The sequence below is a fragment of the Castellaniella denitrificans genome (assembly GCF_027214045.1).
GTDB lineage: Bacteria > Pseudomonadota > Gammaproteobacteria > Burkholderiales > Burkholderiaceae_B > Castellaniella > Castellaniella denitrificans_A.
In genome coordinates this window covers 210,798-236,973 of sequence record NZ_JAPWHE010000001.1, presented here as the reverse complement: position 1 = coordinate 236,973, position 26,176 = coordinate 210,798, and the positions used below count along the sequence as shown (strand labels likewise).

Sequence of the window (26,176 nt, the reverse complement as noted above, 5' to 3'; positions counted from 1 at the left end):
CTCTGCGTGAATTTTCGAGGAGGCGGTGTGCATATTAAAAACCAGGTTTTAGGTAATGCGCTTATATATCTGGTTGCTAATGTTTTTAATGCGGCTATTCCCTTTATTCTGCTTCCGATTTTGACACGGGTTCTATCGCCGTCAGACTATGGCGTAGTGTCGATGTTCCTGGTAATGCTCAGCATTTTTAGTGCTGTGGTAGGTTTGAGCATGAATGGAGTCATTAGCATACGCTACTTCCAGTTAGGCCGTGCTCAACTTGCAGAGTACATTAGTACGATCACAATCATGTTGGTGTTTACTACCTTCGTGGCAATTACTGCGGTCATCCTGGCGGGTGACTGGATGGCTTACACCACAGGTGTTCCAGTTGGCTGGCTAATTGTGGCTGTGGTCGTTGCGGGGGTTCAGTTCGTTGTCAATATCAAGCTTACGCTTCTGCAGGTAGAAGGAAAGGCGAAGAAATTTGGGGTTCTTCAGGTTTCCCAAAGTTCTATCAATGCGATAGCCTCTTTATGGCTGGTTTTGATCGCTGGAATGGCTTGGCAGGGCAGGTTGCTTGGGCATGCGCTATCGGTAGGCTTGCTCGGGCTCGTCGTCATTTTATGGATGTCCCGGGACGAACTGTTCGTGAAGCCGCACGCATGGAGGGAGCATGGCAAGGATGCATTGCGTTTCGGGTTGCCTTTGATTCCCCATGCAATTGGCGGCTGGCTGTTGATTGCGGGCGATAGATTCATAGTCAAGGAAAATCTTGGACTGGCCGATACGGGAATCTATATGGCCGCCATGCAGGTTGGCATGGGGCTCCATATGGCGTATGAAGCATTTTTCAGATCATGGCATCCAGCAATAACAAAGAGCGTCACAAAAGATGAAGTGAAAAATCGGAAGCTGTTGGTTTTGTCAGTTTATAAAGTCATGAGTGGCGCGTTTCTTGCCCTGAGCATTTACTGTCTGCTTATCTGGCTGGTCTATCCTTGGTTGGTAGGGGAAAGATTTTCTGCAGGAATATGGATAGCCCTGGTATTTGCAGTCAGCGCATTCTTTGGTGCGTGTTATTACTCAACAGCTATATTCATGCATATCCAGAACCGGAATGAACTGCTGGCGATCAATACATTCGTGAGTGGTGGGATCGGATTACTCCTTTCTTTTATCTTGTGTCAGGATTTTGGTCTGGTGGGTGTGGCTGTAGGGATGCTGATTGGAAAAATCTTGGCATTCATATTTTGCTGGATTTCGGCCAATCATGTGTTCCCAATGCCGTGGCTGAGGCCTTTTTCGTGAAAAAATTATTGATTGTGGGTGACTCCCTCTCGATGTCACGTCATCGCGAGGGGGTTGTTTATGAACAGATGTATTCGACATTGCTTGCGTGTAATCTCAAGAACTGGCTCGTGATCAACGGATCTGTGCGTGCCAATACATCAAGGCAGATAATATCTGAAATTTATCAGGAAGAGTATGTTTTGCCCTTGCTTCCCGATGTGGTGGTATTGCAGGTAGGAGTTGTGGATTGTCTGCCGCGCTTGATGTCGAAATACGAACGCCGTATTCTGTGGGTTCTTTCTAGAATCCAAGGCCTCCGTCGCTTAGCGAGATTCTATATCTCCTTTAAGTCAAAGAGAAGGTTATATTTCACTAAAAAAAAACAGATCTCTTTCGTTGGGCCGTCCGAATTCGAGAGCAATATGATGCAGTTTCGTAATCTAATGAGTGGTATTGGCTGCAAAGTGATTGCAATCAATATTCCGCATCCCGGACCGGGCCTGTCAGAACGGACTTTTGGTGTTGGCGAGGCCGTATCCAGATACAATAGTATCATTGATCAGGTTTTTTCAAATTCGGCGCATGCTGTTGTTGATTTGTACAACATGACAAAATCAAACCCATCCTTACTCCAGGATGATGGTTATCATATTCGATGGGAGTGTCATGAACTGCTCTATAAAGCAATATTTGAAAATGACCTTATTCGTGCTTCGATGGAAAATAAATGTCAGATGATTCTGAAGGATGTTTCAGTCTTGTCGGAACCGCATTAAATATTAGGATATTTCAAATAAATGTTTAATGATAAAACCATTCTTGTAACCGGGGGAACCGGTTCTTTCGGGCATGTTTTCGTGCCAATGACTTTGGCTCGCCGCAAGCCAAAAAAGATCATCATCCTTTCGAGGGATGAAATGAAACAATGGGAGATGGCAAAGATTTACAAGTCAGACTCCAGAGTGCGTTTCTTTATTGGCGATGTCCGGGACAAAGATCGGTTATATCGTGCATTGGATGGGGTCGATTATGTAGTTCATGCGGCCGCAACGAAGATCGTTCCAACTGCGGAATACAACCCTTTCGAGTGCATCAAGACGAATGTCATTGGTGCGATGAATCTGATTGATGCTTGCATCGATCAAGGTGTAAAACGCGTTGTGGCGCTTTCCACTGACAAGGCCAGTAGCCCAGTTAATCTTTATGGTGCTTCCAAATTGGCGTCCGACAAACTATTTGTCGCTGGAAATGCCTATTCCGGAGAGCATGGAACAAGATTTTCCGTGGTGCGCTACGGCAACGTCATGGGGTCGCGTGGCTCTGTAATACCTTTCTTCATGTCTCTTCGCGAAAGTGGAGAGGTGCCGATTACGGATGTTCGTATGACTCGTTTCATGATTTCCCTGGAGCAGGGCGTGGAACTGGTATGGCATGCCTTTGATGATATGGTGGGCGGTGAAATTTATGTCAAGAAGATTCCCTCGATGAAAGTCGTGGATCTTGCTCGCGTGATAGCGCCGGATGCGGAACATAAAATAATTGGCATACGCCCGGGCGAAAAACTACATGAGCAAATGATCAGTGCGGAGGATTCTCTTTATACTTATGAATACCCGGAGCATTATAAAATATTGCCTGCCATCAATGGTTGGAGCGATTCTCCGGAGCGAATAAAGGGCGGAAAGATTGTGCCGGAGGGATTTACCTATGCAAGTGATACGAATCCAGAGTGGATGCAGCCAGAGGCATTGCACGCATGGGTTGGGAAAAATCTGAATAAGATAGGTAAGGTGTAGATCATCATGATTCCATATGGACGTCAGGATATCACCCAGGCGGATATAGACGCTGTAGTGGATGTGCTCCAGTCCGATTTCCTTACGCAAGGGCCCAGGGTGCCGGCCTTTGAGCAGGCGATAGCTGCAAAGGTCAGGGCGAAATACGCGGTAGCTTCCAATAGCGCAACGTCTGCGCTGCATCTCGCTTGCTTGGCGCTTGGGCTAGGTCCCGGAGATCTGTTATGGACATCGCCCATTACATTTGTGGCGTCAGCGAATTGCGCCCTGTACTGCGGAGCTCAAGTCGATTTTGTCGATATTGATCCGCTTACCTACAACATGGATGTCGGTGCGCTTGAGTCCAAACTGATCGAAGCCGATCGAATTGGCCGTCTTCCTAAGATCGTGGTGCCAGTGCATCTATCAGGGCAATCGTGTGACATGGAGGCTATTCATGTCCTGGCTGATCGGTATGGCTTCAAAATTATCGAGGATGCTTCACATGCCATCGGTGGAAAATATCAGGAGCAGTATGTTGGGGTTTGTCAGCATAGCGATATCACTGTATTCAGTTTTCATCCCGTTAAGATAATCACTACAGCCGAAGGTGGTATGGCGACCACCAATAGTGAGACCCTGGCAGATCAGATGAAGCTGTTGCGTAGCCATGGAGTTACCAGAGATCCTTCCTTGATGACGCATAAACCTGATGGTCCCTGGTACTATCAGCAGATCGCGCTTGGATTGAATTACAGAATGACAGAGTTACAGGCTGCACTGGGTATAAGTCAACTCGAGCGCCTTGATCAATACGTCACTAAACGCCATGAAGTAGCCCGACGCTATGATCTGGCTTTCGAGGGCCTTCCTATAACTATTCCCGTGCAGCATTCAGGATGTTATTCAGCATATCATCTGTATGTGATTCGATTGCACTTGAAGGACATAAAGATGGCACATGGTGACGTATTTGAAAAATTGCGAGGTCAGGGCATCGGTGTGAATCTGCATTATATTCCGGTGCATATTCAGCCTTACTATAGAAACATGGGTTTCCGTATCGGACAATTTCCGGAGGCTGAAAAATATTACCGGGAGGCAATCAGTTTGCCGATGTATGCGACTTTGTCCCATGATGAGCAGTTGGTTATTCAGAATGCTGTGAAATCAATCATTCAATAAATCAAAAAATTAGGCGTGATTTATAAGACATCATTGCCAGTGAGGTCATAGTAAATGAATAAGAGATACGTTCCTCCTTATGTCATTTTCGAAGTCGCCAACGTTCATGCGGGAGACATTAATTATCTGAGGCGGATGATTGACGCGTTTTCTCGTGTTGAATACGAAAACAAAGGTATAAAATTTCAAATATTCTCACCAGACGGTATAGCGTTGCCGGATTTTGAATGGTATCCGGTTTACAAGGAGCTTTGTTTCGACCGATCGGTGTGGAAAAATATGATCAATGAGGCCGCGAAATGTGGTGATGCCTGGGTTGACATATTTGATTGCTATGGCGCTATTGTTCTGCAGGAAAATATAGATCATATCGCGGGTATCAAGCTGCAGGCCTCCGTGTTGGAAAACCATGAGATACGCACTGCTCTGGAGCAGGTCGAGTTTGGGTGCCGACGATTGATCATCAACGTATCAGGATTGGCGCTGGATGAAGTTCATGCGGCATATGATTATTTCTCTGGTATAGCAGAAAATGTCATATTGCAAATAGGCTATCAGAGTTATCCCACAAAAATATCCAGTACAGGATTGCAGAAAATCCCAGTTTTACACGCTGCTTTTCCGGGAGTTCCCCTCTGCATGGCCGATCATGCGGATGCCAATGAAAGCTTCGCGCTGGAGGTCCCAGTTTATGCCGTAGCGCTTGGGTGTTCGTATATAGAGAAACATTTTTGCCTTGATCGTAAAATGGCAAAGTATGATGGGTTTTCCTCATTGGAGCCAGATCAAATGCGATCTCTATGTGCGTCTTTGAGGAACGCGAGCTTGGCGTCTCATGGGTTATTTATCAGTGAGGATGAAAAGGAATATCTCAGAAAGTCCATTCAGATTCCGATAGCACGTCATGCCATGAGTCCTGGCGATCTGATTTCCAAGTCTGACATAATTTTCCGCAGAACAAAGCAAAACGGTTTGAATTTCCGTGAAATTCAAGATATTCAGAACCGGAAGTATCTTTTGGCCATGAGCCCAGCAGCCAGTGCATCCTTCCACCGAAAGGATTTTCGGCCTGCAAATATTGCAGTTATCGCTGCATGCCGTATGAAGTCTTCCCGGCTGCAGCAGAAGGCACTGCTACCGATTGTTGGTGTTCCTTCGGTTGATCGCTGCTTGTCTCAGTGTCTGGCGATTCCGGCCGTCCATAGGGTGGTGCTGGCCACGTCTGATCTAGAGGCTGATGCTGTCCTGCGTGACCATACCTTTAACGGAGCGGTCGACTTCTGGCAAGGAGAGCCAGATGATGTAATCAGCAGATATCTTGGAGCTTGTGACCACTTTAATATCGATGTGGTCGTGCGGGTGACGGCGGATTGTCCTTTAATACTTCCGGAGATTATTACTTATCTTTTGGAGCAACATTTTATCTATGGCGCTGATTATACGGCAGCCAGGAATGCTGCTGTTGGGACTACTGGAGAAATCATTAATGTCTGTGCCCTTAAAAAGGTGCGGGATTATTTTGGTACTGCCGAATATTCTGAATATATGACGTGGTATTTTCAAAATAATCCAGATCATTTCAAAATAAATCTGGTGCAATTGCCTCCAAATCTGGTGCGGAATTACAGGATGACACTGGACTACCAGGAAGATCTTTCAATGTTCAATTGCCTCTACGAAAAATTAAATAATGAAAAGAGGTTTCATTCTGCTGATGAGGTATTTGCAGTGTTGGATAGAAATCCGGAAATATCAAAAATAAACGGACATCTTACATTAAAATATAAAACAGACAAGAATTTGATAGAAACATTAAATCGGGAAACCAGAATGAAGGCGATATAAGGATGGCCGTTGGCATAGTGTGTGTCGTTGATTAAAACGGATTAAGATATTTTGATGAGATTTTAATGAAAAAATTCAAGACTGAACAAGAGGATTTTTGGGCAGGAGATTTCGGTGTTGAGTACATCAACCGGAATCAGGGGAAGGAGCTGCTGGCAGCAAATCTAAAATTCTTCTCCAGGGCCCTTAAGAGCGCGGGTGGTTTGCGCTCTTGTATCGAATTCGGCGCAAATATCGGAATGAATGCAAGAGCATTACAGCTGCTGTATCCGTCTCTGGATGTTCACGGGATTGAGATCAATTCACAGGCAGCCGACCAACTGAGCGTTGTTTTGGGCGAGAATCGTGTGCATAGAACTTCGATTCTGGAGTTTCAGCCAGAGCGTAAGTGGGACTTAGTGCTAATTAAAGGTGTTCTCATACATATCGCTCCCGACTCATTGGCAGAAGTCTATGACAAATTGGTGGAGTCCTCCAAACGATACGTGCTGGTGGCAGAGTACTACAATCCGGTCCCAGTGGCTATTTCGTATCGAGGGCATGAAAATCGACTTTTCAAGCGGGATTTCGCTGGTGAGATCATGAGCCGGTATCCGCAATTACAGCTTATTGATTACGGTTTTGCCTATCATCTGGATCCGAGCTTTCCTCAAGATGATATCACTTGGTTCCTGATGGGAAAAAACGGCTGATTTTTGGGGGGCTATGATGATTAGATATTGTACGCATTGTGTTATGCCGGATACCAAGCCGGACTTGCGGCTTGATGAGCAGGGGGTTTGCAATGCCTGCCGCAGTTATGAAATGCGCAATGAGGTAGATTGGGATAGCCGCTATAAGTCGTTGCTGGACATCCTGGATAAATATCGCAACAAGGGCGGAACCAACTGGGATTGCATCGTTCCGGTCAGTGGTGGAAAGGATAGTACTTACCAAGTTGTCAGGATGCTGCAGCTTGGTTTGAATCCACTATGCGTGACATCTACAACGTGCGATCTGACAGAGATCGGTCGGAAGAATATTGAAAATATAAAGCAGTTGGGTGTCGATTATATCGAAGTCAGTCCTAATCCAGTCGTTAGAACCAAAATGAATAGGATCGGCCTGATGCAGGTGGGTGACATCTCTTGGCCGGAGCATGTTGGAATATTCACAATCCCTGTGCGCGCAGCAGTGCAATTTAATGTACCGTTGATCGTATGGGGTGAAAATTCCCAGAATGAGTATGGTGGGCCGGCTGCCGCTGCTGAGAATAACGTGCTTGACCGGCGATGGCTGGAGGAGTTTGGTGGCTTGTTGGGGATGCGTGTTACAGATCTTTTGGGCATGGAAGGGATAGAGCAGAAACATCTCATCAATTACAGCTATCCTACCGATGCCGAACTTACACGCGTTGGGGTAACTGGGTTGTTCCTTGGGCACTATATACCATGGGACGGGCTTTCAAATACCTTGATTGCACAAGCCAATGGCTTCACGACCTATCATAAGACGGTGGAAGGATCCATGGTCAGCTATGAGAATCTCGACAACTATCAGACAGGCATTCACGATTATTTTAAATTTTTGAAATTTGGTTTTGGTCGTGCTACTGATCTTGCTTGTCTGCATATCCGTCGCGGTCGCCTCAGCAGGTTGGATGGTTTGGATGCTGTGAAACGCCTGGACGGCATGTTCCCCTGGGAGTATTTAGGGAAAAGCCTAGAAGATATCCTGGAGCCATTGGACGTCACTGTCGATGAATTTATAAAAATCTGTGACAGATTTACGAACAAAAAACTGTTTCAGCGTGACCCTGCAGGCGGCTTGTTGAAAGATCGGCACGGCAACCTGAAGAAAATCAATGATGATAATATCCCATGATCATCGGCATAATAGATTATGGGGTTGGTAATCTAGGTTCTCTGGCCCACTCCTTACAGGGGCATGGTGAGGTTCGGTTGTTGGCTAATCCTCTGGATGCAACCCTGGCAGACCGGTTGATTCTTCCGGGTGTTGGGAATTTTTCAGATTGTGCATTACGCTTACATGCGACAGGCTGGTGGAGTGCACTGCTTGATGCGGTATTGAGGAGATATCAACCTTTGCTCGGAATTTGCGTGGGTATGCAATTGCTTGCGGATTTGGGGCACGAGGGGGCTGAAGGCTCCGATGATGTAGGTGTCTCTGGTCTTGGATTGATCCACGGTGAGGTCCGGCATCTTTCCAGTTTCGGGTGCGAGCTTCGAATTCCCCATGTCGGCTGGAATTCAGTAGAGCTTCTTTCTGGATCGACTGGATTATTTCAGGAGATTCCAAATGGCACGGATTTTTATTTTGTGCATAGTTATGCCTTCGATGTGGTGGATCGAGAAGATATAGTTGCTACCACAGATTATGGTGCGCTTTTACCTGTGGCGATCCGTAAGGGGCTTGTGTGGGGTGTTCAGTTCCATCCGGAAAAAAGTTCCAAGGCCGGACAAATGCTTTTGAAGAATTTCGTAACGACTGAGGTATGTTGAAAGTACGGGTGATCCCTACGCTGTTATGGAAACAGTTCGGGCTTGTAAAAGGTGTCGGTTTTGACAGCTGGCGCCGAGTGGGTTCGGTATTGCCTGCTATGCGGGTGTATGCGGCTCGTGAGGTTGATGAGCTTATTCTCGTTGATATTACAGCGCATCAAGCAGGTAATGATTTGGATTTTGACTCAATCGAAGATTTTAGCCAGGATTGCCACGTTCCTCTGACTATTGGAGGGGGGGTGCGGCATCTCGATCAGGTTGCCGCACTTTTACGTGTGGGTGCAGATAAGATAAGCATTAATACTGCGGCATATGATTACCCTCAGTTGATTTCTCAAATCGCGCGCCGACATGGTGTGCAATGTATCGTGGCAAGTATTGATGTCCGTGTTGATAGTGGTGGAGATTGGAAGTGCTTTAGCCACGCGGGCACTCAACCAACGGGTCTGTGTGCTGTTAAATGGGCTCGCCAGCTGGAAGCCATGGGGGCTGGTGAGATACTGATTACCTCTATTGATCGGGATGGCACGATGGCGGGCTATGATCTTGGCCTGATTGAGGCCATAGCGAGTTCGGTCAATATCCCGATAATCGCTTCCGGTGGGGCTGGTTCGTATCAACATATGGTCGATGCGGTGATACAAGGCGGTGCGGCAGCAGTCGCTGCCGCCAGTATGTTTCATTTTACCGAGCAAACTCCAGCCGGTGCCAAGAGAGCGCTGGCGGAAGCTGGCATTCCTGTGCGTTGGCCATTGGATGTGATTGACAGTACGGGTTGAATCATGCGAAACGCGGTCTTCCGGACTGATGCATCAGTGCAAATTGGGACCGGTCATGTGATGCGTTGCTTGACGTTGGCTGATGCTCTCCGCCGTAAGGGCATCGATTCGACATTTATTTGCCGTGATCATCCAGGCCATTTGGCGACTGTGATCAAGGAGCGCGGTTATGCTGTAAATATGTTACCGGCGCATTCAGGATGGCAAGAGAACGCTGCGCCAGGGCACCTTGCTCATTCTGCATGGTTGGGGTCTACTCAGTCGATGGATTCTGCGGCATGTCGTCCTCTGCTTGAGAGCCTGCGTCCCTATTGGCTAATTGTGGATCATTATGCGCTGGATGAATGCTGGGAGATGTCGCTGCGAGACTGTTACACCCGCCTTCTTGTCATCGATGATTTGGCCGATAGGCGCCATCAGTGCGAAGTGTTGTTGGATCAGAATCTTGGGCATACGGAAGCAGATTATCTATATTTAACCCCAACGCAGTGCAGAAGATTGATTGGACCTCAATATGCACTCTTGCGGCCCGAGTTCTCCGCTACACGAGACTATAGCGTGCTTCGCCGCAGATCTGCGTCTCTAAAGTACTGGTTAATCACGATGGGAGGAGTGGATTCGAAGAATATAACTGGGAAGATTCTGGATGCGCTTGCAGGTATCCAATTGCCTAAGGAGGGCAGAATTACTGTGATCATGGGGGCTAAGGCCCCACATTTGGCTGTTGTGCAGCGGCAAGCTGCAAAAATTGGAGTCCCTGCCGAAGTACTTTGTGGTGTAAATGATATGGCTCGGCATATGGCTGAAAATGATCTGTGCATCGGTGCAGCGGGCGGTACTGCGTGGGAGAGGTGCTGTTTAGGTGTGCCAACATTGCTAGTGGTGTTGGCAGAGAATCAAGTATCAGGAGCGAATGCGATAGTGAGGGCTGGAGCTGCGGAATTTCTTGCTCTTGATCGGATCGGACTTGATTTGCCGCAGTGGATTCGTGTATTTCAAGAGGACCCAGAACGCCTTGAGCGCATGAGCCAAGCGGGGCTTGCAATGACTGCAGGGACCGGTGCGGAGGATGTGGCTACCTTCCTCGTATCAGGAGAGTATGCCAATGGCCGATAGACGAATTCGAGCAATGATTGAGTCGGATCTTGAGCAAGTCCTAAGTTGGCGTAATCATCCAGATATTCGGGAGCGTATGTTTACGCGTCAGGAGATAAGTCAACTGGAGCATCAGGCATGGTTCGCTGGGCTTCAGCGAGATCCTCTGAGGTGTGCCTTATTGTACGAGGAGGATGGGTTGTCCCTTGGTGTCATAACGTTAAGGCGTCTGCAGGGGATGTCTGTGGCGGAGTGGGGGTTCTATCGAGATCCGTCTGCTCCGAAAGGAACAGGGTTTTCTATGGGTGTTTTGGCTCTTAATCATGCATTCAAATCTCTCAGATTGCATAAGGTGTATGGGGAAGTCATTGGTAGTAATGCTGCATCCATAGGGTTTCATAGGAAGCTAGGCTTTTGTCAGGAAGGATTGCTACGGGATCATTTCGAAACGGATGGTTGTTATGAGGATGTTCTCTGTTTCGGAATGCTGGCAGAGGAATGGGAATCCATCAAGGAGCAAAATCTATGAATAAACGCGCGTCATTCCTGATAGACGGGCGCATGGTCGGGCAGGATCATCCACCTTATATTATCGCTGAGGTTTCTGCTAATCATAACGGAAGTCTTGAAAGAGCCATGCATATTATTGAGCAGGCCAAGATAGCAGGGGCAGATGCCGTTAAATTACAGACCTACACGGCCGATACGATCACTCTAAACTGTGATAATGAAGAATTTCAGATTCATGGTGGCCTTTGGGACGGTAAGACGCTCTATCAGCTCTATCAAGAGGCGCATATGCCGTGGGAATGGCATCGACCGCTGTTTGATAGGGCGGGAAAGCTGGGAATTACAATATTCAGCAGCCCATTTGATAAAAGCGCGGTGGATTTATTGGAAAATCTGGGTGCGCCAGCATACAAGATTGCGTCATTCGAGATGGTGGATTTGCCTCTAATTAAGTATGTGGCAAGTACTGGGAAGCCGATGATAATCTCTACAGGCCTGGCGGACATGGCCGAGATCCAGGAAGCTATCGATACCGCTTACGAAAGCGGTTGTAAGGATGTGGCGATTTTACATTGTGTCAGCGGATATCCCGCACCTGCTTCAGATTACAATTTAAATACGATATCTGATATGACGCGGCGTTATGGGGTGGTAACGGGGTTGTCAGATCATACCCTGGACAATGCTACTGCCATCACGAGCATTGCGCTGGGAGCCTCTATTATCGAGAAGCATTTTACCCTTGATAGGATGGGGGGCGGTGCTGATGATAGTTTCTCCTTGGAGCCGCAAGAGTTCGCCGCACTATGCCGAGATTCCAGGACTGCTTGGTCCGCTCTGGGAAGTATTGATTACGGGCGGAAGTCCAGCGAAGAAAATAATGCCAAATTTCGTCGCTCACTATACTTTGTTCGAGCATTGAGGGCTGGGGAGATTGTTACGGAGCAGTGCGTTAGAAGTGTTCGGCCTGGCTACGGCTTGGAGCCGAAGTTTCTAAGTGAGGTAATTGGCCGACGTGTCTGCCGTGATGTGGAGCGATGTCATCCTGTCACTTGGGACGACTTGGATGGTCAATGATGGTTAGTGCGGTTTCACTTAAAATCTTGTTGAGGACTCTTGGTTGCCCCGGCGTTAAGGCGCTTCCATCCAAGGTTGATGTTCTGTTGGTTCGGCATGATCTGGATTGTGGGTATTCATATAATGGGTATGCGTATTCCCATATACTGGATAGTATTTCAGATGTTCTGGGGAAACTCGGGAAGACTCGCTGCACGGTCGCAACGCCGTATAGTTCTCTGGTAGGCGAAAAAGCGTATGGAAGCCCTTTCTGCATAAATAGAGCATATGCATTAGCTACCATCGCTGCCAAGTTAAAATTTTGCGGTGATCGAACAAGACAAAATATATATGCGAAGAAAAATGTATGGCGAACAGTAATTAAGGCTGTGTCGCCGAAGGTGATCATTGGAATCGCACCTGGGCCTGAACTTTGTTGGGCGGCAAATGAAATGGCTGTTCCCGTGTATGATATTCAACATGGAGTCATCAATGATGGACATGCCGTATACAAATATGTGCTGCGAGATGGTCCAGATGAGTATGTGCCCACTGGTTTCTTGTGTTGGGATAGCACAGCAGCAGATACCCTTGAGTGGGCTCGTGCACGAGGAAAAGAAGTGCATGTGGTGGGGAATCCGTGGTTTCAACGATTTATTCATCGAAAAGGAAATGACACACTCGTTGAAGATGCATTGTCTGGAGACATGTTGGATGTGATCGAGAAAAAGACTATTCTTGTAACGATGCAATGGGGGTTACGTGAATTCTTCAAAGATTCTAATTACTATGAATTTCTCCCGGAACCCCTGATTCAGGCAATAAATAAATCTAAGAATAAATATAACTGGTTGCTGAGGCTCCATCCAGTGCAAGTTCGAAGTGGGATTAAGGGAAAAGTGGTGTCCTTTTTAGAGCGCTCTTTTGGAAGGGAGGGAAATGTTTTCTGGGAGTGGCCAACATCCCAGCCACTGCCGCAGGTTCTGGCAAAATGCGATTTGCATATTACAGACTGCGGGTCGACAACAATCGAAGCGTCGTGGTATGGGATTCCTACTGCTTTATTGAATAACCGCTATGTGAGTGGTGAGGTTCTTGCGGATTATTTTGTGCCAGAGAGGGCGTGTGGATTAGCAGTTTGTGTGCCACAAGAAACATCTCGTATTTTGGAGTGGGTTAGTACCCATGAGCGTGTTGAAGCCGGTACCTGGGTGTGCGGGAACTTGCATGACATCTTGTTTGATATTGTGTCAGATTAGTATGTTGGTTGAATTCTGTTGGCAGTAGATTGTTGAGAAAGAAGTCAGGGCAATTGATTTTCAAAGGCTTGTTTTGAGAATAATAGATTGGTAGTGTGAGTGGGTTTCCTGGGGTTTATATGTTGGCAATGGGTCTGGTTCCAAAAAATAGATGCAGGGTGCCTGGAATTGCGTTCTTTCTATTTGGTGGGAGGAAGTTTGGTGGTATGGAGCGTCGCTACGTACGGCTCGCTGAGGCTCTTCATCAGCAAGGTGTAAGCGTCACTGTACTCTGCACGCATGATGCTTTACTTGGTATGCGTGATTTAAATATTTTTTTTCCCCTTCAATCTGTTAAGGTGGTTGATTTTAAATGGCGGTCAATGCCTGCTGTTTTTCGCAAGATAAATAGAGTCTGGGGTGTTTCAAGGGCACTATTTTTGATGAGATCTGCTCAATATAAGCAGGTTCATATTATTTCCAACCCTGGAGTCATCGTTTATCTATATGCGGCTTTGGGGAAATTTTTACCGTTATTTTCATTTTCTGTTGTTGATTCCAGATTGGGATTTAACCCTAATTGGGTGCGGCGTGCTGTCAAAGCGGCTTGTTCTGTTGACTGTTTGTCTGATTCTATAGGTGAAGAGATACGGGGAGCATGTAAAAATGAAGTGGATCGAGGAAAGGTTCATGTTTCTCCGTGCAGTTTCACTGACTTTTCAGGCGTTAAGTTGCGAGAAAGCAGAGACATCGATGTGGTTATGATGGCTCGTTTCTCTCCGGAGAAAGGCTATAGTCTTTTTCTTGAGGCTGTTACTAAACTCCCCGATGGTTTGGAGATGCATTTGTGTGGTTTTGGTGCGAATCCGCCCAGTACAGAGCGTGCTAGGGTGTATGAATGCCAAAATCCTTTTGAAGTTTTAGCCCGATCCAAGATTTTCTTATCCTTGCAAGATAAGGAGAACTACCCATCTCAGGCACTGTTGGAGGCTATGGCATCTGGATGTGCTGTGATTGCTACTGATGTCGGGGAAACGAGGCGCCTACTTGATGAATCTTGTGCGATACTAATAAGACCAGATGCCGATGATCTGGTATTGTCTATTAAGTACCTGCTTGAAAACCCAATTGAGTCTCGCAGGCTTGGCTTGGCGGCCAGGGCGCGTGTCCTGAATAGCCATACGCTAGAGCGATTTTCGGAGTACTTTAAGAAAGAAATTCTGCATGATGGCGGTTGCGCGTCAGCGGATAAGTAATCTCTGGAGAGCGCTTTAAATGTGCGGACTTGCCGGGTTTTTCGGACCTTTCCGACGTGCTGCGGATGATTCAGCCGAAATTTTACGTAAGCAGGGTTTGTCCATAGCGCTTCGTGGTCCCGATAGTGATGGAATCTGGCACGATGACGCGGTGGGTTTCGGAGTGACGCATAGGCGTCTTTCCATTTCCGATCTTTCTCTGGCCGGTCATCAACCTATGGCATCGCATTGTGGCCGCTACATTCTGGCATTCAATGGCGAAATATATAACCATAGAGAGTTACGGAGTCGCTTAGAGCAAGAAGAGCAGGGCAATACCTGGCGGGGCCATTCCGATACCGAAGTCTTGCTGACTTGTCTTGCGCGATGGGGCCTTGATCGGACTTTGCAGGCGTGTGTCGGCATGTTCGCTTTTGCCTTATGGGATCGGCAGGACCGCACCTTGACTCTGGCCAGGGACCGCATGGGGGAAAAGCCACTGTACTGGGGATGGCAAGGCCAGACCTTGTTGTTTGGTTCCGAGTTGAAAGCATTGCGGGCGCATCCTGATTTTCAGGGAATGATCGACCGTGATGCGTTGACCCTGCTGTTGCGATACAACTATATTCCCGCACCGTATAGTATCTATCGCGGTATCCGAAAACTGCCGGCTGGACATTATGTCGTCATTGGCGTAGGGGATCGGGATGCCATGCCCAGGCCATTCTGGGATTACCGCAATGTCGTGCGGGCTGGATTGGAAACCCCGTTCACTGGAACCGATGGGCAGGCCATCGATGAGCTGGAGGCGCGGTTGATGACGAGCATCCAGGGGCAGCGAGTGGCGGACGTCCCCTTGGGGGCATTCCTGAGTGGCGGGATCGACAGTAGTCTGGTTGTGTCGCTGATGCAGCGGCAGGCTTCGCAGCGGGTGAACACATATGCAATCGGGTTTCAGGCCAGGGATTTCGACGAAGCGGTGCATGCTCGCGCCGTAGCGGATCACCTGGGCACGGATCATGCGGAACTATATGTCACGGAGCAGGACGCTCTGGCGATCGTTCCGGAGTTGCCCCGTATTTACTGCGAGCCTTTTGCGGACAGCTCTCAGATTCCCACTTTCCTCGTCAGCCGGATGGCGCGCCAACATGTAACGGTGGCGCTCAGTGGGGATGGGGGCGATGAATTGTTCGGAGGATATACACCGTATCAGTTCATGCCCAGGCTCTGGCGCTGGCTTCGGATGATTCCTGCGCCGTTGCGCCAGGGCATTGCGGCCATGCTGGTGCCGTTACCAGCGCCTCAGCGAATTGAAAAGCTATTGACGATCCTGGGTGCCACCAGCCGGGAAGATTTATATCTTCGCGTGCGTAGCCATTGGATGGATACGGAATCGATGATTCTGGGTGCGAACGAGCCGGATTCCTTGCTGCGTCATCCTGATACGTGGCGTTTTGTGAAGTCGTTCGAGGTCTGGATGATGTCCCTGGATGCCTGCGGCTACATGCCCGATGACATCCTGGTCAAGGTTGACCGAGCAGCGATGGCCAATAGTCTGGAAACGCGTGTGCCGCTGCTGGATCATCGTGTGGTCGAGTTTGCCGCACGATTGCCGCTTTCGATGAAAATCCGGGACGGTCGGGGGAAGTGGGTGTTGCGGCAGTTGCTATATCGCTATGTGCCGCAGTCTCTGGTGGATCGTCCAAAGGCCGGTTTTGCGGTGCCGCTGGGTAGTTGGCTGCGTGGTCCGCTGCGTGAGTGGGCTGAAGATCTGTTGCAAGAGCCCAAGTTAAGGAAAGAAGGTTATTTCGATGCGAAAAGAATCCAAGAAATATGGCAGGAACACCTCAACGGACGGGCGGATCGGTCCAACCGGTTATGGAGCATCTTGATATTTCAAGCGTGGTTAGCGGATCAATGATCGGACGGATGTCAAAGCCTATCCTGTTCGTGACTACGACCCTCGGGACCGGTGGGGCGGAGCAAATGCTGCTCAAGATTTTGCAGCGGCTGGATCGACGGCAGTTCGCTCCGATGGTGGTTTCTCTGCTGGATGGTGGTACGGTGGGTAGGAGGATCGAGGAGCTTGGTGTGCCTGTCGTTTGCCTGCGCATGGATCGCTGGCATCGGATCGTAGCTGCTCCCTTCGTACTGGCGCAACTGATTCGTCGTCATCGCTTTGTACTGATTCAGGGGTGGATGTATCACGGGAATGTAGTGGCCTGGGCCGGCCGCTGGCTGGCTGGCAGCAAGACGCCTTTGAGTTTTGGCATCCGGCAAAGTTTTTATGGGCTTGCGCGTGAACGCTTTAATACCCGCTGGGTCATGCGCATGAATGCTTGGCTGTCAGGCAGGATGCAGGGATGTCTGTTTAATAGCCGGTTCAGCTTGAAGACACATGGCGATTTTGGTTTTCGGGGTCATAATATGCGGGTGATTCCGAACGGGTTCGATCTGGATGCCTATATGCCCCGTCCGGAACGGGGGGCAGCGTTGAGAGCTGAGCTCGAACTGGGGGGGGCGCCTGTCGTGGGCATGGTGGCGCGGTTCCATCCGATGAAGGGGCATCATGATTTTCTGCAGGCGGCAGCGATTGTGCGTCGAACTTTGCCACAGGTGAAATTCTTGCTGGTTGGAACGGGGGTGACGGGACGCAACAGGCAGCTTGCGGCTTGGATCGAGGAGCTTGATTTGAATAATGCCGTTTTGCTGATGGGTGAGCGAACGGATATTGCCGATCTGAATAATGTTTTTGATATTGCGTGTCTGGCGTCACGGGCTGAGGCTTTCCCGAATGTGATGGGGGAAGCGATGGCGTGCGGGATACCCTGTGTATCCACTGATGTAGGGGATTGTGCTGATATCGTAGGGGTTGCGGGGCGTATCGTGCCGCCAGGAGATCCTGCATCCTTGGCTGCGGCGGTCCTGGAGTTGCTGAATTTGGACCGGCAGGGACGTCAGGATTTGGGGCGGGCTGCGCGGTGTAGCGTTGTTGCACGATTCGATATGCAGGGCGTTGTGCGTCAGTATGAGCGCTATTTTCATTCCTTGGTCGGTTGTTCTGATAGTGATCAAGGTTGATTTGATTCATTTTTTGGATTTGAAAGGTGCGGTTTTGCGTCGCTATGTGAGTTTCTTATTGTCTGCGCTCTTGTTGGCTGGGATTTTCTTTGTGGTCAGGCCAGAAAATCTGCTGGCGGATATGAGCAGGTTCCCGCTTGATATTCTGGCAGGGGCGCTTGTGCTCATCATTGTCAATCAGTTGACTGTTGTGCATCGTTATCGACGTATTCTGAGCCACTTCGGATTCGAGATCCCTTGGGAGCCGATTTTTCGGGCGAGCATCTTGGGTAATCTCGCCGCGTTGGTGGTCATTCCACTGATGGGGCATATGATCGGCCGCCAAGCTGTGCTGCGGCATGCCGGGGTGTCTCCTGTCGAAAATGCCATGATCGTGGCCTATGAGCGGATATTAGTTGCGTTTGTCAGTGCGGCCATGGCTGTGTGTGGAGGGGGCTACCTGTTGGGGCAGGGGGTGTTTGGTCAGATGGCAAATATTCCTTTTATCGAAATCCTGTTGGTTCTGGGCGTGGCGTGGCTTTTGAATCGACGCTTGGGGTGGCGCACATTTGAGCGCCAGCATTTGGCAGCGGTGTTCGCGTGGCGTAATGCTGGCCGCATTCTGGAATTGTTGCTCGTGACGGCAGCAAGCTTGGGGGCCATGCTTTCATGCTTTGCGCTGCTGTTCCATGTCGTAGCGCCGAGCGTGGGGTGGCTGGAACTGTTTGCTATGGCGGCCATTGTCTCGTTCGGCGCTAGCATTCCAGTCAGTTTTGGTGGCTGGGGGCTACGCGAGGTTGCCGCAGTTTATGTTTTGGGGCTGGCAGGTGTGGCAGCGGATGTGGCCTTGTCAGCTTCGATTTTTGTCGGCTTGCTGTCGATTGCGGGGGTGCTGTTGCTGGCAGGTGTAGTGGTCTTGTGGGCTCGAGACACACTGTGGCGTGTACCTAACACGGGGGGGGGGCCTTCTGGCTTGGTTGGGCGTGTCGCATCCGTTTCCACGGAAAATGTGTCTGCCTGGTTGTTGTATATGGCGACGGCGGTGCTGATTTTTTTCCAGATTCATGTGTCGATCTCTGGGACGACTGTGAATCTGAATCTGGCAGATCCGTTCGCTGTGCTGGCGCTTTCCGCAGTGGTGATGGATGCGTTGTCCCAGCGGCAGTGGCCTCGATGGACTGTGCCGGGTTTCAATACTTGCCTGTTGGTGATGGGGGTAGTGTTTCTGTTGGGCTTGGGTTGGGCTTGGTGGCTACGGGGCAGTGTATCGGGGTGGGCCATCGGTAAAGTGATTGGTTGGGTTGTGCTGTTGGGTTACCTAGCAGCAGGATATATGGCGGTTCGTTATTACCATCGTTTGGGATTTCGGCGTCTGGTCGAAATTATGGTGACTGTGTTGTGCGCTGTCGTGATTTGCGCAGTCGTCCTGGCGCCCATGCGCTGGTTTGATGTGCCGGGATTTGTGCAGGATATCCAGACGTCAGGGCTTGAGGCATATTCAGGAAATAGGAATGCGTTGGCGTTCCAGCTTTTGGTGGTTATGGCTTTATATTTTCCTTTGCTCGGGCGGGTGCGATCTGCGCATCGGGGAGGGAAGAAATTTGACTGGTTGCATGTTCTGGCACTTGGAATCTTGATGGGAGGCTTGTTTTTGACGGCTTCCCGGTCTGCATTCATCACGTTCGCAGTGATGTTATGCGCTGTATTGGCACTGCGTGTTGTTGGTTGGCGGATAGTGGTGGCAAGTCTGCTAGTGGGGGCTGTCTTTTGGTGGTTGGCAGGTTTAGTGCCGATGCTGTGGCGTGGGCTGCAGAGCCTGATTAATCTCTGGGAATTAGATGCGCTAGGGGTGTCAGATACGCCAGGGGTGTCAGATACGCTAGGGGTGTCAGATACGCTAGGTACTCTCAGTAGAGGCCGATTCTCGACCGGGGTTAGCGATCAGGGACGAATGGAGATGCTGTTGGCAGCAGTGGATGCCTGGTGGCATCATCCAGTCCTGGGGGGCGGTCTAGGTTCTTTCCTGCAGGACAGCACAAGCAGTTTGGGCTTGCCAATGATTATCCATAATACCTTGTTGTGGCTGATGGCAGAAATGGGGTTGGTGGGGGCTGTGCCTTTTGTCGTCACATTTGTACTGATCATTCGCTCGGCTTGGGGGCGGCGACGGTTAGATACGGTTCGTGCACATGGGCTGCTGTTATTGATGTTGGTTTTCGCAGTGATGAGCCTGTTCCATGAGGTCCTGTATCAACGGACCTTCTGGCTGGGGCTGGGTGGGGTGGCAGCAGTGTTTTCATTATCGAGAAGAACCTCTGTTTCTCTGCGGTAAAGCGGATTTTAATAAGACATTTAATGCTGTTAATAAATTAAGAACAAGAGGTCTTCTGAGTTGAAATATCGAACCGAAATTGATGGGTTGCGTGCGATTGCGGTCTTGTCCGTGATTCTGTTTCATGCCGGCGTGCCGGGGTTGCCTGGCGGATTCGTCGGGGTCGATGTTTTCTTTGTGATCAGTGGTTATCTGATCACGGGGATTCTGCTGAGAGAGCTGGCCGCAGGCACGTTTTCCATTGTGGCCTTCTATGAGCGTCGCGCACGGAGAATTCTGCCGGCGTTGTTCCTGGTCTTGCTCGTGTGTATTCCCTTTGGCTGGTTCCTGATGGACCCCTATGCTTTCTGGCGGTTGGGTCAGGCACTGATGGCAGTGACAGTCTTTGTTTCTAACATCCTGTTTTGGCGAACAACAGATTACTTCACGGCCACGGTGAGCAATCCCTTGCTCCATACCTGGAGTTTGGGGGTGGAGGAACAGTTCTACATTTTTTTTCCATTGTTCCTCTGGCTCGTTTGGCGTTATGCACGCACTTGGTTATGGTGGTCGATCCTTTTGGTCGCTCTGATCTCCCTGGCGATCAGTCAGTGGGGTGTCCAGTCGGGGCGCTTGGTGGCTGCCTTTTATCTGATTCCATCGCGGGCTTTTGAGCTGCTACTGGGGGCTGTGGTGGCCTTGGCAGCGTTCCGGGGGCGAGTTCCGAATCTGAGGCCACTGCTTGCCGAAATGTTGGCTTGGGTGGGCTTGGGGGCTGTCGTTTGGGCTGTTGTGATGTTCAGCAAGGGGACTCCTTTTCCTGGTTGGCATGCGCTGGTTCCGTCTATGGGAACGGCACTGATTCTGGCGTTTGTGCGGACGGACAGTCTGCTGGGGCGCTTGCTGTCGTGGCGGGTGATGGTGGGGCTCGGGTTGATCTCTTACAGTGCCTACTTATGGCATCAGCCGGTCTTTGCCTTCGTGCATATTGCGGGTTGGAGTCCTGGCCGAGGCGCGAGCTTGGGCTTGGTTGGCGCAAGCCTGATTCTGGCTTGGTTAAGCTGGCGCTACATAGAGCATCCTTTTCGTGATAAGGCATGGATATCTCGTAGGGCAATATTCTGGTGGGCGGGGATTCTATCTGCGGGCATGTTGGGCTTCGGCGCTTGGTTGGTTGCGACGCAAGGTGTTTCCAGCCGGTATGCCTCAGAAGAACTGGCATGGTGGCGCTACGCGGATATTGGCTTGCAGTCAGGCTATGTCGTCAAGCGGTTTGATGCGCATGCTGGAGCGTTCACACCGGGGGCTGAGCGAAAAGTCCTGATCCTAGGGGATAGTTATGCTCAGGATTTTTCCAATATGGCGTACGAGGCCGGTGCTTGGCAGGATGCGCAGATTCGGACGATCTATATTCCCGCGATTTGCCAGATGGCCTATGTCGAGGAAGACATCAGCGAACATATCGACCCCATCAATAGGCCGGGGTGCGCCAGAAATCCGACGATTCGTTCGTCGATGTTGCAGATCGGACAAGCGGATATCGTTGTGCTGGCAGCATCTTGGGCACCATGGTCTGCAGAGTTGTTGCCGCAGACGATTGCCAATATGCATTTGCGCCCGGGTCAACATCTGTTTGTTGTGGGTCCAAAGAATTTTGGGGGAACTGATATCCGACGTTTTCTGGCTTTGGGCTGGGAGGGGCGTGCCGCATTGCGTAGTCCGGTTGATCCAGCTGTGTCTCAGGTCAATGCCATTTTGAAACGTGGTTTGCCTGCTGAGGTTTTTGTCGATCAGATCGAGATCATATGTGGGGCGGAAGAGCGCTGCCCGCAGGTGACGGATCACGATGGTTTGATTTCCTACGATGGTGGGCATTTGACCCAAGATGGCGCGGAATATATTGGCAAGCGGATTTTTACAGAATCTGGCTTGAGGTTGGTGCGATGATACGGCGAAGCAGGATGGGTGTGGTATGTGTGGAATAGTAGGGCTATGGCAGACCCAAAACGCAAACAATCTAACGGCTGATGTGCATTGCATGACCGATGCGCTGGTCCATCGCGGCCCCGATGATGGGGGCGTTTGGGCTGATCGGGGTGTTGGGTTGGCATTGGGCCACCGCCGTCTGGCGGTGGTGGAGTTGTCGGTAGCGGGTCATCAACCGATGTGCTCATCCTGCGGCCGGTATGTTCTGGTTTTCAATGGTGAAATCTACAATCATCTGGCCCTGCGGGCTCAGATTGGCGAGGCCGGGCAGGAGTGGCGCGGGCACTCGGATACTGAAACCCTCCTGGCGTGCATTCAGGCCTGGGGGCTGAAGCGCGCCCTGGAGCGGACCGTCGGCATGTTCGCGCTGGCCTTATGGGATCGCCAGAGCCAGGTGCTCAGCCTGGCGCGCGATCGCTTGGGGGAAAAACCCCTGTATTGGGGCTGGCAGGGCGACATGCTGCTGTTCGGATCCGAATTGAAAGCCTTGCGGGCTCATCCGGATTTCCGGCCGACGGTGGACAGAGGGTCGCTGGCGCTGTATTTGCGGCATGGCTATGTACCGACGCCGTGGTCGATCTTCCAAGGCGTGCTCAAGTTGCCTCCGGGCCAGTTCATCGAGATCCCCTTGGGGCAGGGGGTGTTCGCAGCCAAGGCGGCTGTGCCGCAGCCATTCTGGCGTTTCAATGAGACCGTTGCCCAGGGGTGTGAGCAGCCATTCACGGGCGATGAGATGGCGGCAATCGATGCCCTGGAATCGCAACTCTCGGACACCATCGGGCGGCAGATGCTGGCTGACGTGCCGGTTGGGGCGTTTTTCAGCGGCGGGATCGACAGCACTGCCGTCGTTTCGCTGATGCAGAAACTCAGCCCCAAGCCGGTCCGTACTTTTACCATCGGCTTCAGCGGCAGCGAATATGATGAGGCCGCGCATGCCCGGGCTATCGCGGAGCATCTGGGTACCGACCATATGCCGCTGGTCGTGCGACCTGAAGACGCCTTGAATGTTATCCCTCTGTTGCCGCGCATGTATTGCGAGCCGCTGAGCGCGGACTCGCAAATTCCGCTGTATCTGATCAGCAAGCTGGCGCGTCAGCACGTCACGGTGGCGTTGAGCGGCGATGGCGGGGATGAACTGTTCGGCGGCTATAACCGGTACCTGGGCGCGCGGCGCGTCTGGCTGCGCTTGCAGTCCATGCCGGGACCAGTCCGCCATGCGTCCGCGGCGTTGCTGCGCAGCCTGTCCCCAGCAAGCTGGGATCGCTTGTTTGCATTGGCCAAGCCGGTGCTGCCCGAAAGATTCAGGCTGGCGATTCCGGGCACCAAAGCGCAGAAACTGGCGGATGTGCTGGAACTGGATACAGAGATGGATTATTTCCGCCGCCTGACCAGTCACTGGCAGGACCCTGGCAGTATTGTTCTTGGAGGAGAAGAGCATCCGACGCTGATGACGAGCCCGGCCATACAGCCGCAGGCCGATTGTTTCGAGCATTGGATGATGGCGATGGATGCGCAGACATTCTTGCCCGACGAGGTGATGGCGAAGGTGGATCGGGCTGCGATGGCGGCCAGTCTGGAGACACGCGCCCCCTTGCTGGATCATCGGGTGGTGGAACTGGCTTGGCGGATGCCGTTGCGAATGAAGATCAGGGACGGGCAGGGGAAGTGGCTGCTGCGTCAGGTGCTGTATCGGCATGTGCCGCGTGAACTGGTCGAGCGCCCCAAGAAGGGTTTTGGCATTCCGATTGACGATTGGCTGCGGGGGCCTTTGCGGAGTTGGGCGGATAGCCTGCTGGCCGAGGACCGGCTGCGGGCGGACGGCTACTTCGATCCCGCGCCGATCCGGACGCTTTGGCTTCAGCATGTGCGGGGCAGCCATAATTGGCAGTATCAGCTATGGCCGATTTTGATGTTTCAGGCTTGGCTGGCTGATGCTCGGGTGGACGCATGAGGCTGTTGCTGGTTGGCGGATTTGCGGAATCCTTGCTGAATTTTCGAGGGGCGTTGATCGACGATTTGTTGCGGGCTGGGGTCGAAGTCCATGTGGCCGCTCCAGGGCTGAGCCAGGGTGAATGTCGGCAAGCCTTGCTGGCCCGCGGTGCGGTTCCGCACGATATTGCTTTGCGCCGCACCGGCATGAATCCGGTGGCGGATCTTGTGGCGCTGTATGGCTTATGGCGTCTGATGCACCGCCTGCGTCCGGATGTGTTTCTGGGGTATACGATCAAACCCGTCGTTTATGGCTTGCTGGCTGCCCGGCTTGCCGGAGTGGGCAGGCGCTACGCGTTGATCACTGGCCTGGGTTACGCCTTTCAGGCTCGGCCGGAGGGGTTCAAGGCTCGTCTGGTGACCGGCTTGGCGCGAGGTCTCTATCGTTTGGCGCTTTTTGCGGCGGATCGCGTTTTTTTTCAGAATCCGGATGATCAGGCCTTGTTCCGCTCCAATGGGCTGCTGGGCGCTCGGGTGCCCTCTGTGGTGGTCAATGGCTCCGGCGTCGATGTCCGGCATTTTGAAAAGGCCCCGATGCCGGATGGAAGCGTGAGATTCCTGATGATTGCACGGCTGTTGGGAGCCAAGGGGGTGCGTGAGTACGCCCAGGCGGCAAGCCGGTTGCATCGCGAATTCCCAGACGCTGCGTTTCGTTTGGCGGGCTGGATCGATGACGGACCGGACTCGATTGGCGTCGAGGAGTTGCAGGCGTGGATACAGGAAGGCAGTGTGGAATATTTGGGGCGGTTAGCCGATGTGCGGCCGGCGCTGCAGGATTGTTGCGTGTATGTGCTGCCTTCGTACCGAGAGGGAACGCCGCGCACGGTGCTGGAAGCCATGGCGATCGGACGAGCGGTGGTGACGACGGATGCGCCTGGGTGCCGGGAGACGGTCGTCGATGGTGTGAATGGCTATCTGGTGCCAGTCGGATCCAGTGATGGGCTGGCGGATGCCATGCGGCGCTTTCTGGAGGAACCGGCTTTGGCGCGGGAAATGGGCGCCCACTCTCGCCGGATTGCTGAAGAGCGCTACGATGTGCGGCGAGTGAACGCCGAGATGTTGCAGGGCATGGGGATAGTGTCTTGAAAAGATTGCTGGATTTGATGGGGGCGGGATTGGGCCTTTTTCTTCTGTTGCCGGTGATTCTGGCCGTGGCGTGGATGATCAGGCGCTACTTGGGCGGCCCCGTGTTGTTTCATCAGGTGCGGCCCGGTCTTCGGGGACGCCCCTTTCGCATGATCAAGTTCCGCACGATGCGGGATGCGGTGGGCTTGGACGGGCAGCCGTTGCCGGATGCGGAACGGCTGACGCCGTTTGGCCGCTTCTTGCGGTCCACCAGCCTGGATGAATTGCCCGAGCTGTGGAATGTGCTCAAGGGTGACATGAGTCTGGTCGGCCCGCGCCCCTTGCTGATGGAATACCTCCCTCTGTATACGCCGGAGCAGGCCCGCCGACATGAAGTGCGGCCGGGCATCACCGGTTGGGCACAGGTCAACGGGCGCAATGCGCTCAGTTGGGAAGACAAATTTCGTCTGGACGTGTGGTACGTGGATAACCAGTCGCTATGGCTGGATTTGAAGATTCTGTACTTGACGGTGAAGAAGGTGCTGGTCCGCGATGGGATCAGCGCAGAGGGCGAGGCGACGATGTCAAAGTTTACAGGTCGCCATGAATAGGCAGGCCCAGGTCGGCCATACCCTGGCGATCATGGGGGCCAGCGGCCATGGCAAGGTCGTAGCCGAAGCGGCTTTGGCGGCGGGTTGGGGCGCGGTGAGGTTTTATGATCGGGCCTGGCCGGGCAAGCAGCAGGTTGGCCGCTGGGCGATCGGGGGGGATGATGCGGGGCTGGCGAATGAGTTGAGTCGTCTGGATGGAGTGGTGGTCGCGATTGGCAACAATCAAATCCGCCAGATCCTGTTGACACAACTGCACCATGCTGGGGCAAAGGTGGTGTCTATTCTGCATCCGGCGGCGTGCGTGTCCGTGTCAGCCCGTGTAGGACCAGGATCTGTCGTCATGGCCGGCGCCGTAGTCAATGCGGACGCCGTCATTGGCACGGGGGCGATACTCAACACGGCGTGCAGCGTGGACCACGACTGCGTTCTGGGCGATGCCGTTCACATCAGTCCGGGCGCGCATCTGGCGGGTGATGTGCATGTCGGGGATCGGTCGTGGATCGGGATCGGCGCTTCAGTGCGACAAGGAGCGCACATCGGATCAGGGGTCATCGTGGGTGCTGGCGCTGCCGTCGTGTCTGATGTCGGAGATGGCCTGACGGTGGTCGGTGTGCCAGCCCGACCTCTCTCCCGGTGCGGGGAGTGAGTGCGGGAAATCGTTCT

22 protein-coding genes are annotated in these 26,176 nt (G+C 51.7%); all 22 read left to right on the top strand.

Annotated elements, in window-relative coordinates; translation table 11 throughout:
• Positions 1-27: 27 nt before the first annotated feature.
• The 22 genes from O4H32_RS01200 (at position 28) to O4H32_RS01095 (ending at position 26,159) form a co-directional block, all read left to right on the top strand.
• Positions 28-1,290 carry a lipopolysaccharide biosynthesis protein gene (locus O4H32_RS01200; protein ID WP_269355933.1) on the top strand — a complete coding sequence of 421 codons (1,263 nt, stop codon included), beginning with the start codon at positions 28-30 and terminating at the stop codon, positions 1,288-1,290.
• The gene (locus O4H32_RS01195) at positions 1,287-2,048 is read left to right on the top strand and encodes a hypothetical protein (protein WP_269355931.1); all 762 of its coding nucleotides are present in this window, start codon (positions 1,287-1,289) and stop codon (positions 2,046-2,048) included. Before O4H32_RS01200 ends, O4H32_RS01195 begins: the two co-directional genes overlap by 4 nt.
• A 21-nt stretch (positions 2,049-2,069) precedes the next feature.
• Positions 2,070-3,068 carry a UDP-N-acetylglucosamine 4,6-dehydratase (inverting) gene (gene pseB, locus O4H32_RS01190; protein ID WP_269355929.1) on the top strand — a complete coding sequence of 333 codons (999 nt, stop codon included), beginning with the start codon at positions 2,070-2,072 and terminating at the stop codon, positions 3,066-3,068.
• Positions 3,069-3,074: 6 nt separating this feature from the next.
• Positions 3,075-4,232, top strand: coding sequence for a UDP-4-amino-4,6-dideoxy-N-acetyl-beta-L-altrosamine transaminase (gene pseC, locus O4H32_RS01185; protein WP_269355927.1), 1,158 nt, complete (start codon positions 3,075-3,077; stop codon positions 4,230-4,232).
• Positions 4,233-4,286: 54 nt separating this feature from the next.
• On the top strand, positions 4,287-6,077 hold the full coding sequence (locus O4H32_RS01180) for a cytidylyltransferase domain-containing protein (protein WP_269355925.1): 1,791 nt from the start codon (positions 4,287-4,289) through the stop codon (positions 6,075-6,077).
• Positions 6,078-6,142: 65 nt separating this feature from the next.
• A complete protein-coding gene (locus tag O4H32_RS01175; protein WP_269355924.1) occupies positions 6,143-6,769 on the top strand; it encodes a pseudaminic acid biosynthesis-associated methylase in 627 nt (208 codons plus the stop codon).
• A 13-nt stretch (positions 6,770-6,782) separates the two neighbouring features.
• A complete protein-coding gene (locus O4H32_RS01170; RefSeq protein WP_331284266.1) occupies positions 6,783-7,940 on the top strand; it encodes an N-acetyl sugar amidotransferase in 1,158 nt (385 codons plus the stop codon).
• The gene (gene hisH / locus O4H32_RS01165) at positions 7,937-8,578 is read left to right on the top strand and encodes an imidazole glycerol phosphate synthase subunit HisH (RefSeq protein ID WP_269355922.1); all 642 of its coding nucleotides are present in this window, start codon (positions 7,937-7,939) and stop codon (positions 8,576-8,578) included. The genes O4H32_RS01170 and hisH overlap by 4 nt, the downstream gene beginning before the upstream one ends.
• Complete coding sequence (gene hisF / locus O4H32_RS01160) at positions 8,572-9,357, top strand: imidazole glycerol phosphate synthase subunit HisF (protein WP_269355920.1); 786 nt, start codon at positions 8,572-8,574, stop codon at positions 9,355-9,357. Before hisH ends, hisF begins: the two co-directional genes overlap by 7 nt.
• A 3-nt stretch (positions 9,358-9,360) precedes the next feature.
• On the top strand, positions 9,361-10,473 hold the full coding sequence (pseG, locus tag O4H32_RS01155) for a UDP-2,4-diacetamido-2,4,6-trideoxy-beta-L-altropyranose hydrolase (protein WP_269355919.1): 1,113 nt from the start codon (positions 9,361-9,363) through the stop codon (positions 10,471-10,473).
• The gene (gene pseH / locus O4H32_RS01150; RefSeq protein ID WP_269355917.1) at positions 10,463-10,981 is read left to right on the top strand and encodes a UDP-4-amino-4,6-dideoxy-N-acetyl-beta-L-altrosamine N-acetyltransferase; all 519 of its coding nucleotides are present in this window, start codon (positions 10,463-10,465) and stop codon (positions 10,979-10,981) included. The genes pseG and pseH overlap by 11 nt, the downstream gene beginning before the upstream one ends.
• Positions 10,978-12,039, top strand: coding sequence for a pseudaminic acid synthase (pseI, locus tag O4H32_RS01145; protein WP_269355916.1), 1,062 nt, complete (start codon positions 10,978-10,980; stop codon positions 12,037-12,039). Before pseH ends, pseI begins: the two co-directional genes overlap by 4 nt.
• On the top strand, positions 12,036-13,277 hold the full coding sequence (locus tag O4H32_RS01140; protein ID WP_269355915.1) for a hypothetical protein: 1,242 nt from the start codon (positions 12,036-12,038) through the stop codon (positions 13,275-13,277). Before pseI ends, O4H32_RS01140 begins: the two co-directional genes overlap by 4 nt.
• Before the next feature lie 206 nt (positions 13,278-13,483).
• The gene (locus tag O4H32_RS01135) at positions 13,484-14,512 is read left to right on the top strand and encodes a glycosyltransferase family 4 protein (RefSeq protein WP_269355913.1); all 1,029 of its coding nucleotides are present in this window, start codon (positions 13,484-13,486) and stop codon (positions 14,510-14,512) included.
• A gap of 19 nt (positions 14,513-14,531) precedes the next feature.
• Complete coding sequence (gene asnB, locus O4H32_RS01130) at positions 14,532-16,412, top strand: asparagine synthase (glutamine-hydrolyzing) (RefSeq protein WP_269355911.1); 1,881 nt, start codon at positions 14,532-14,534, stop codon at positions 16,410-16,412.
• Entirely contained in the window at positions 16,325-17,572 is a 1,248-nt protein-coding gene (locus O4H32_RS01125; protein ID WP_331284265.1) for a glycosyltransferase, read from the top strand. The genes asnB (O4H32_RS01130) and O4H32_RS01125 overlap by 88 nt, the downstream gene beginning before the upstream one ends.
• Positions 17,520-19,883 (top strand): lysylphosphatidylglycerol synthase domain-containing protein, encoded by a 2,364-nt coding sequence (locus O4H32_RS01120; protein ID WP_269355909.1) that lies wholly within the window; start codon positions 17,520-17,522, stop codon positions 19,881-19,883. Before O4H32_RS01125 ends, O4H32_RS01120 begins: the two co-directional genes overlap by 53 nt.
• 60 nt (positions 19,884-19,943) lie before the next feature.
• On the top strand, positions 19,944-21,809 hold the full coding sequence (locus tag O4H32_RS01115; protein WP_269355907.1) for an acyltransferase family protein: 1,866 nt from the start codon (positions 19,944-19,946) through the stop codon (positions 21,807-21,809).
• A gap of 25 nt (positions 21,810-21,834) precedes the next feature.
• Positions 21,835-23,799 (top strand): asparagine synthase (glutamine-hydrolyzing), encoded by a 1,965-nt coding sequence (asnB, locus tag O4H32_RS01110; RefSeq protein WP_269355905.1) that lies wholly within the window; start codon positions 21,835-21,837, stop codon positions 23,797-23,799.
• Positions 23,796-24,923: a glycosyltransferase family 4 protein gene (locus O4H32_RS01105; RefSeq protein WP_269355903.1), complete on the top strand. Its 1,128-nt coding sequence runs from the start codon at positions 23,796-23,798 to the stop codon at positions 24,921-24,923. The genes asnB (O4H32_RS01110) and O4H32_RS01105 overlap by 4 nt, the downstream gene beginning before the upstream one ends.
• Positions 24,920-25,513, top strand: coding sequence for a sugar transferase (locus O4H32_RS01100; RefSeq protein ID WP_269355901.1), 594 nt, complete (start codon positions 24,920-24,922; stop codon positions 25,511-25,513). The genes O4H32_RS01105 and O4H32_RS01100 overlap by 4 nt, the downstream gene beginning before the upstream one ends.
• Positions 25,506-26,159, top strand: a complete 654-nt coding sequence (locus tag O4H32_RS01095; protein ID WP_269355899.1) for an acetyltransferase — start codon at positions 25,506-25,508, stop codon at positions 26,157-26,159. The genes O4H32_RS01100 and O4H32_RS01095 overlap by 8 nt, the downstream gene beginning before the upstream one ends.
• Positions 26,160-26,176 lie beyond the last annotated feature (17 nt).

What these genes read in the sequence shown, in the direction of transcription:
- pseG (WP_269355919.1), top strand. Translation starts at nt 9,361, where the DNA reads ATGCGAAACGCGGTCTTCCGGACTGATGCATCAGTGCAAATTGGGACC.
- O4H32_RS01105 (WP_269355903.1), top strand. Translation starts at nt 23,796, where the DNA reads ATGAGGCTGTTGCTGGTTGGCGGATTTGCGGAATCCTTGCTGAATTTT.
- asnB (WP_269355905.1), top strand. Translation starts at nt 21,835, where the DNA reads ATGTGTGGAATAGTAGGGCTATGGCAGACCCAAAACGCAAACAATCTA.
- hisH (WP_269355922.1), top strand. Translation starts at nt 7,937, where the DNA reads ATGATCATCGGCATAATAGATTATGGGGTTGGTAATCTAGGTTCTCTG.
- pseH (WP_269355917.1), top strand. Translation starts at nt 10,463, where the DNA reads ATGGCCGATAGACGAATTCGAGCAATGATTGAGTCGGATCTTGAGCAA.
- hisF (WP_269355920.1), top strand. Translation starts at nt 8,572, where the DNA reads ATGTTGAAAGTACGGGTGATCCCTACGCTGTTATGGAAACAGTTCGGG.
- O4H32_RS01170 (WP_331284266.1), top strand. Translation starts at nt 6,783, where the DNA reads ATGATGATTAGATATTGTACGCATTGTGTTATGCCGGATACCAAGCCG.
- O4H32_RS01140 (WP_269355915.1), top strand. Translation starts at nt 12,036, where the DNA reads ATGATGGTTAGTGCGGTTTCACTTAAAATCTTGTTGAGGACTCTTGGT.
- O4H32_RS01125 (WP_331284265.1), top strand. Translation starts at nt 16,325, where the DNA reads ATGGCAGGAACACCTCAACGGACGGGCGGATCGGTCCAACCGGTTATG.
- pseI (WP_269355916.1), top strand. Translation starts at nt 10,978, where the DNA reads ATGAATAAACGCGCGTCATTCCTGATAGACGGGCGCATGGTCGGGCAG.
- O4H32_RS01180 (WP_269355925.1), top strand. Translation starts at nt 4,287, where the DNA reads ATGAATAAGAGATACGTTCCTCCTTATGTCATTTTCGAAGTCGCCAAC.
- O4H32_RS01095 (WP_269355899.1), top strand. Translation starts at nt 25,506, where the DNA reads ATGAATAGGCAGGCCCAGGTCGGCCATACCCTGGCGATCATGGGGGCC.
- pseB (WP_269355929.1), top strand. Translation starts at nt 2,070, where the DNA reads ATGTTTAATGATAAAACCATTCTTGTAACCGGGGGAACCGGTTCTTTC.
- O4H32_RS01135 (WP_269355913.1), top strand. Translation starts at nt 13,484, where the DNA reads ATGGAGCGTCGCTACGTACGGCTCGCTGAGGCTCTTCATCAGCAAGGT.
- pseC (WP_269355927.1), top strand. Translation starts at nt 3,075, where the DNA reads ATGATTCCATATGGACGTCAGGATATCACCCAGGCGGATATAGACGCT.
- O4H32_RS01175 (WP_269355924.1), top strand. Translation starts at nt 6,143, where the DNA reads ATGAAAAAATTCAAGACTGAACAAGAGGATTTTTGGGCAGGAGATTTC.
- asnB (WP_269355911.1), top strand. Translation starts at nt 14,532, where the DNA reads ATGTGCGGACTTGCCGGGTTTTTCGGACCTTTCCGACGTGCTGCGGAT.
- O4H32_RS01120 (WP_269355909.1), top strand. Translation starts at nt 17,520, where the DNA reads ATGAGCGCTATTTTCATTCCTTGGTCGGTTGTTCTGATAGTGATCAAG.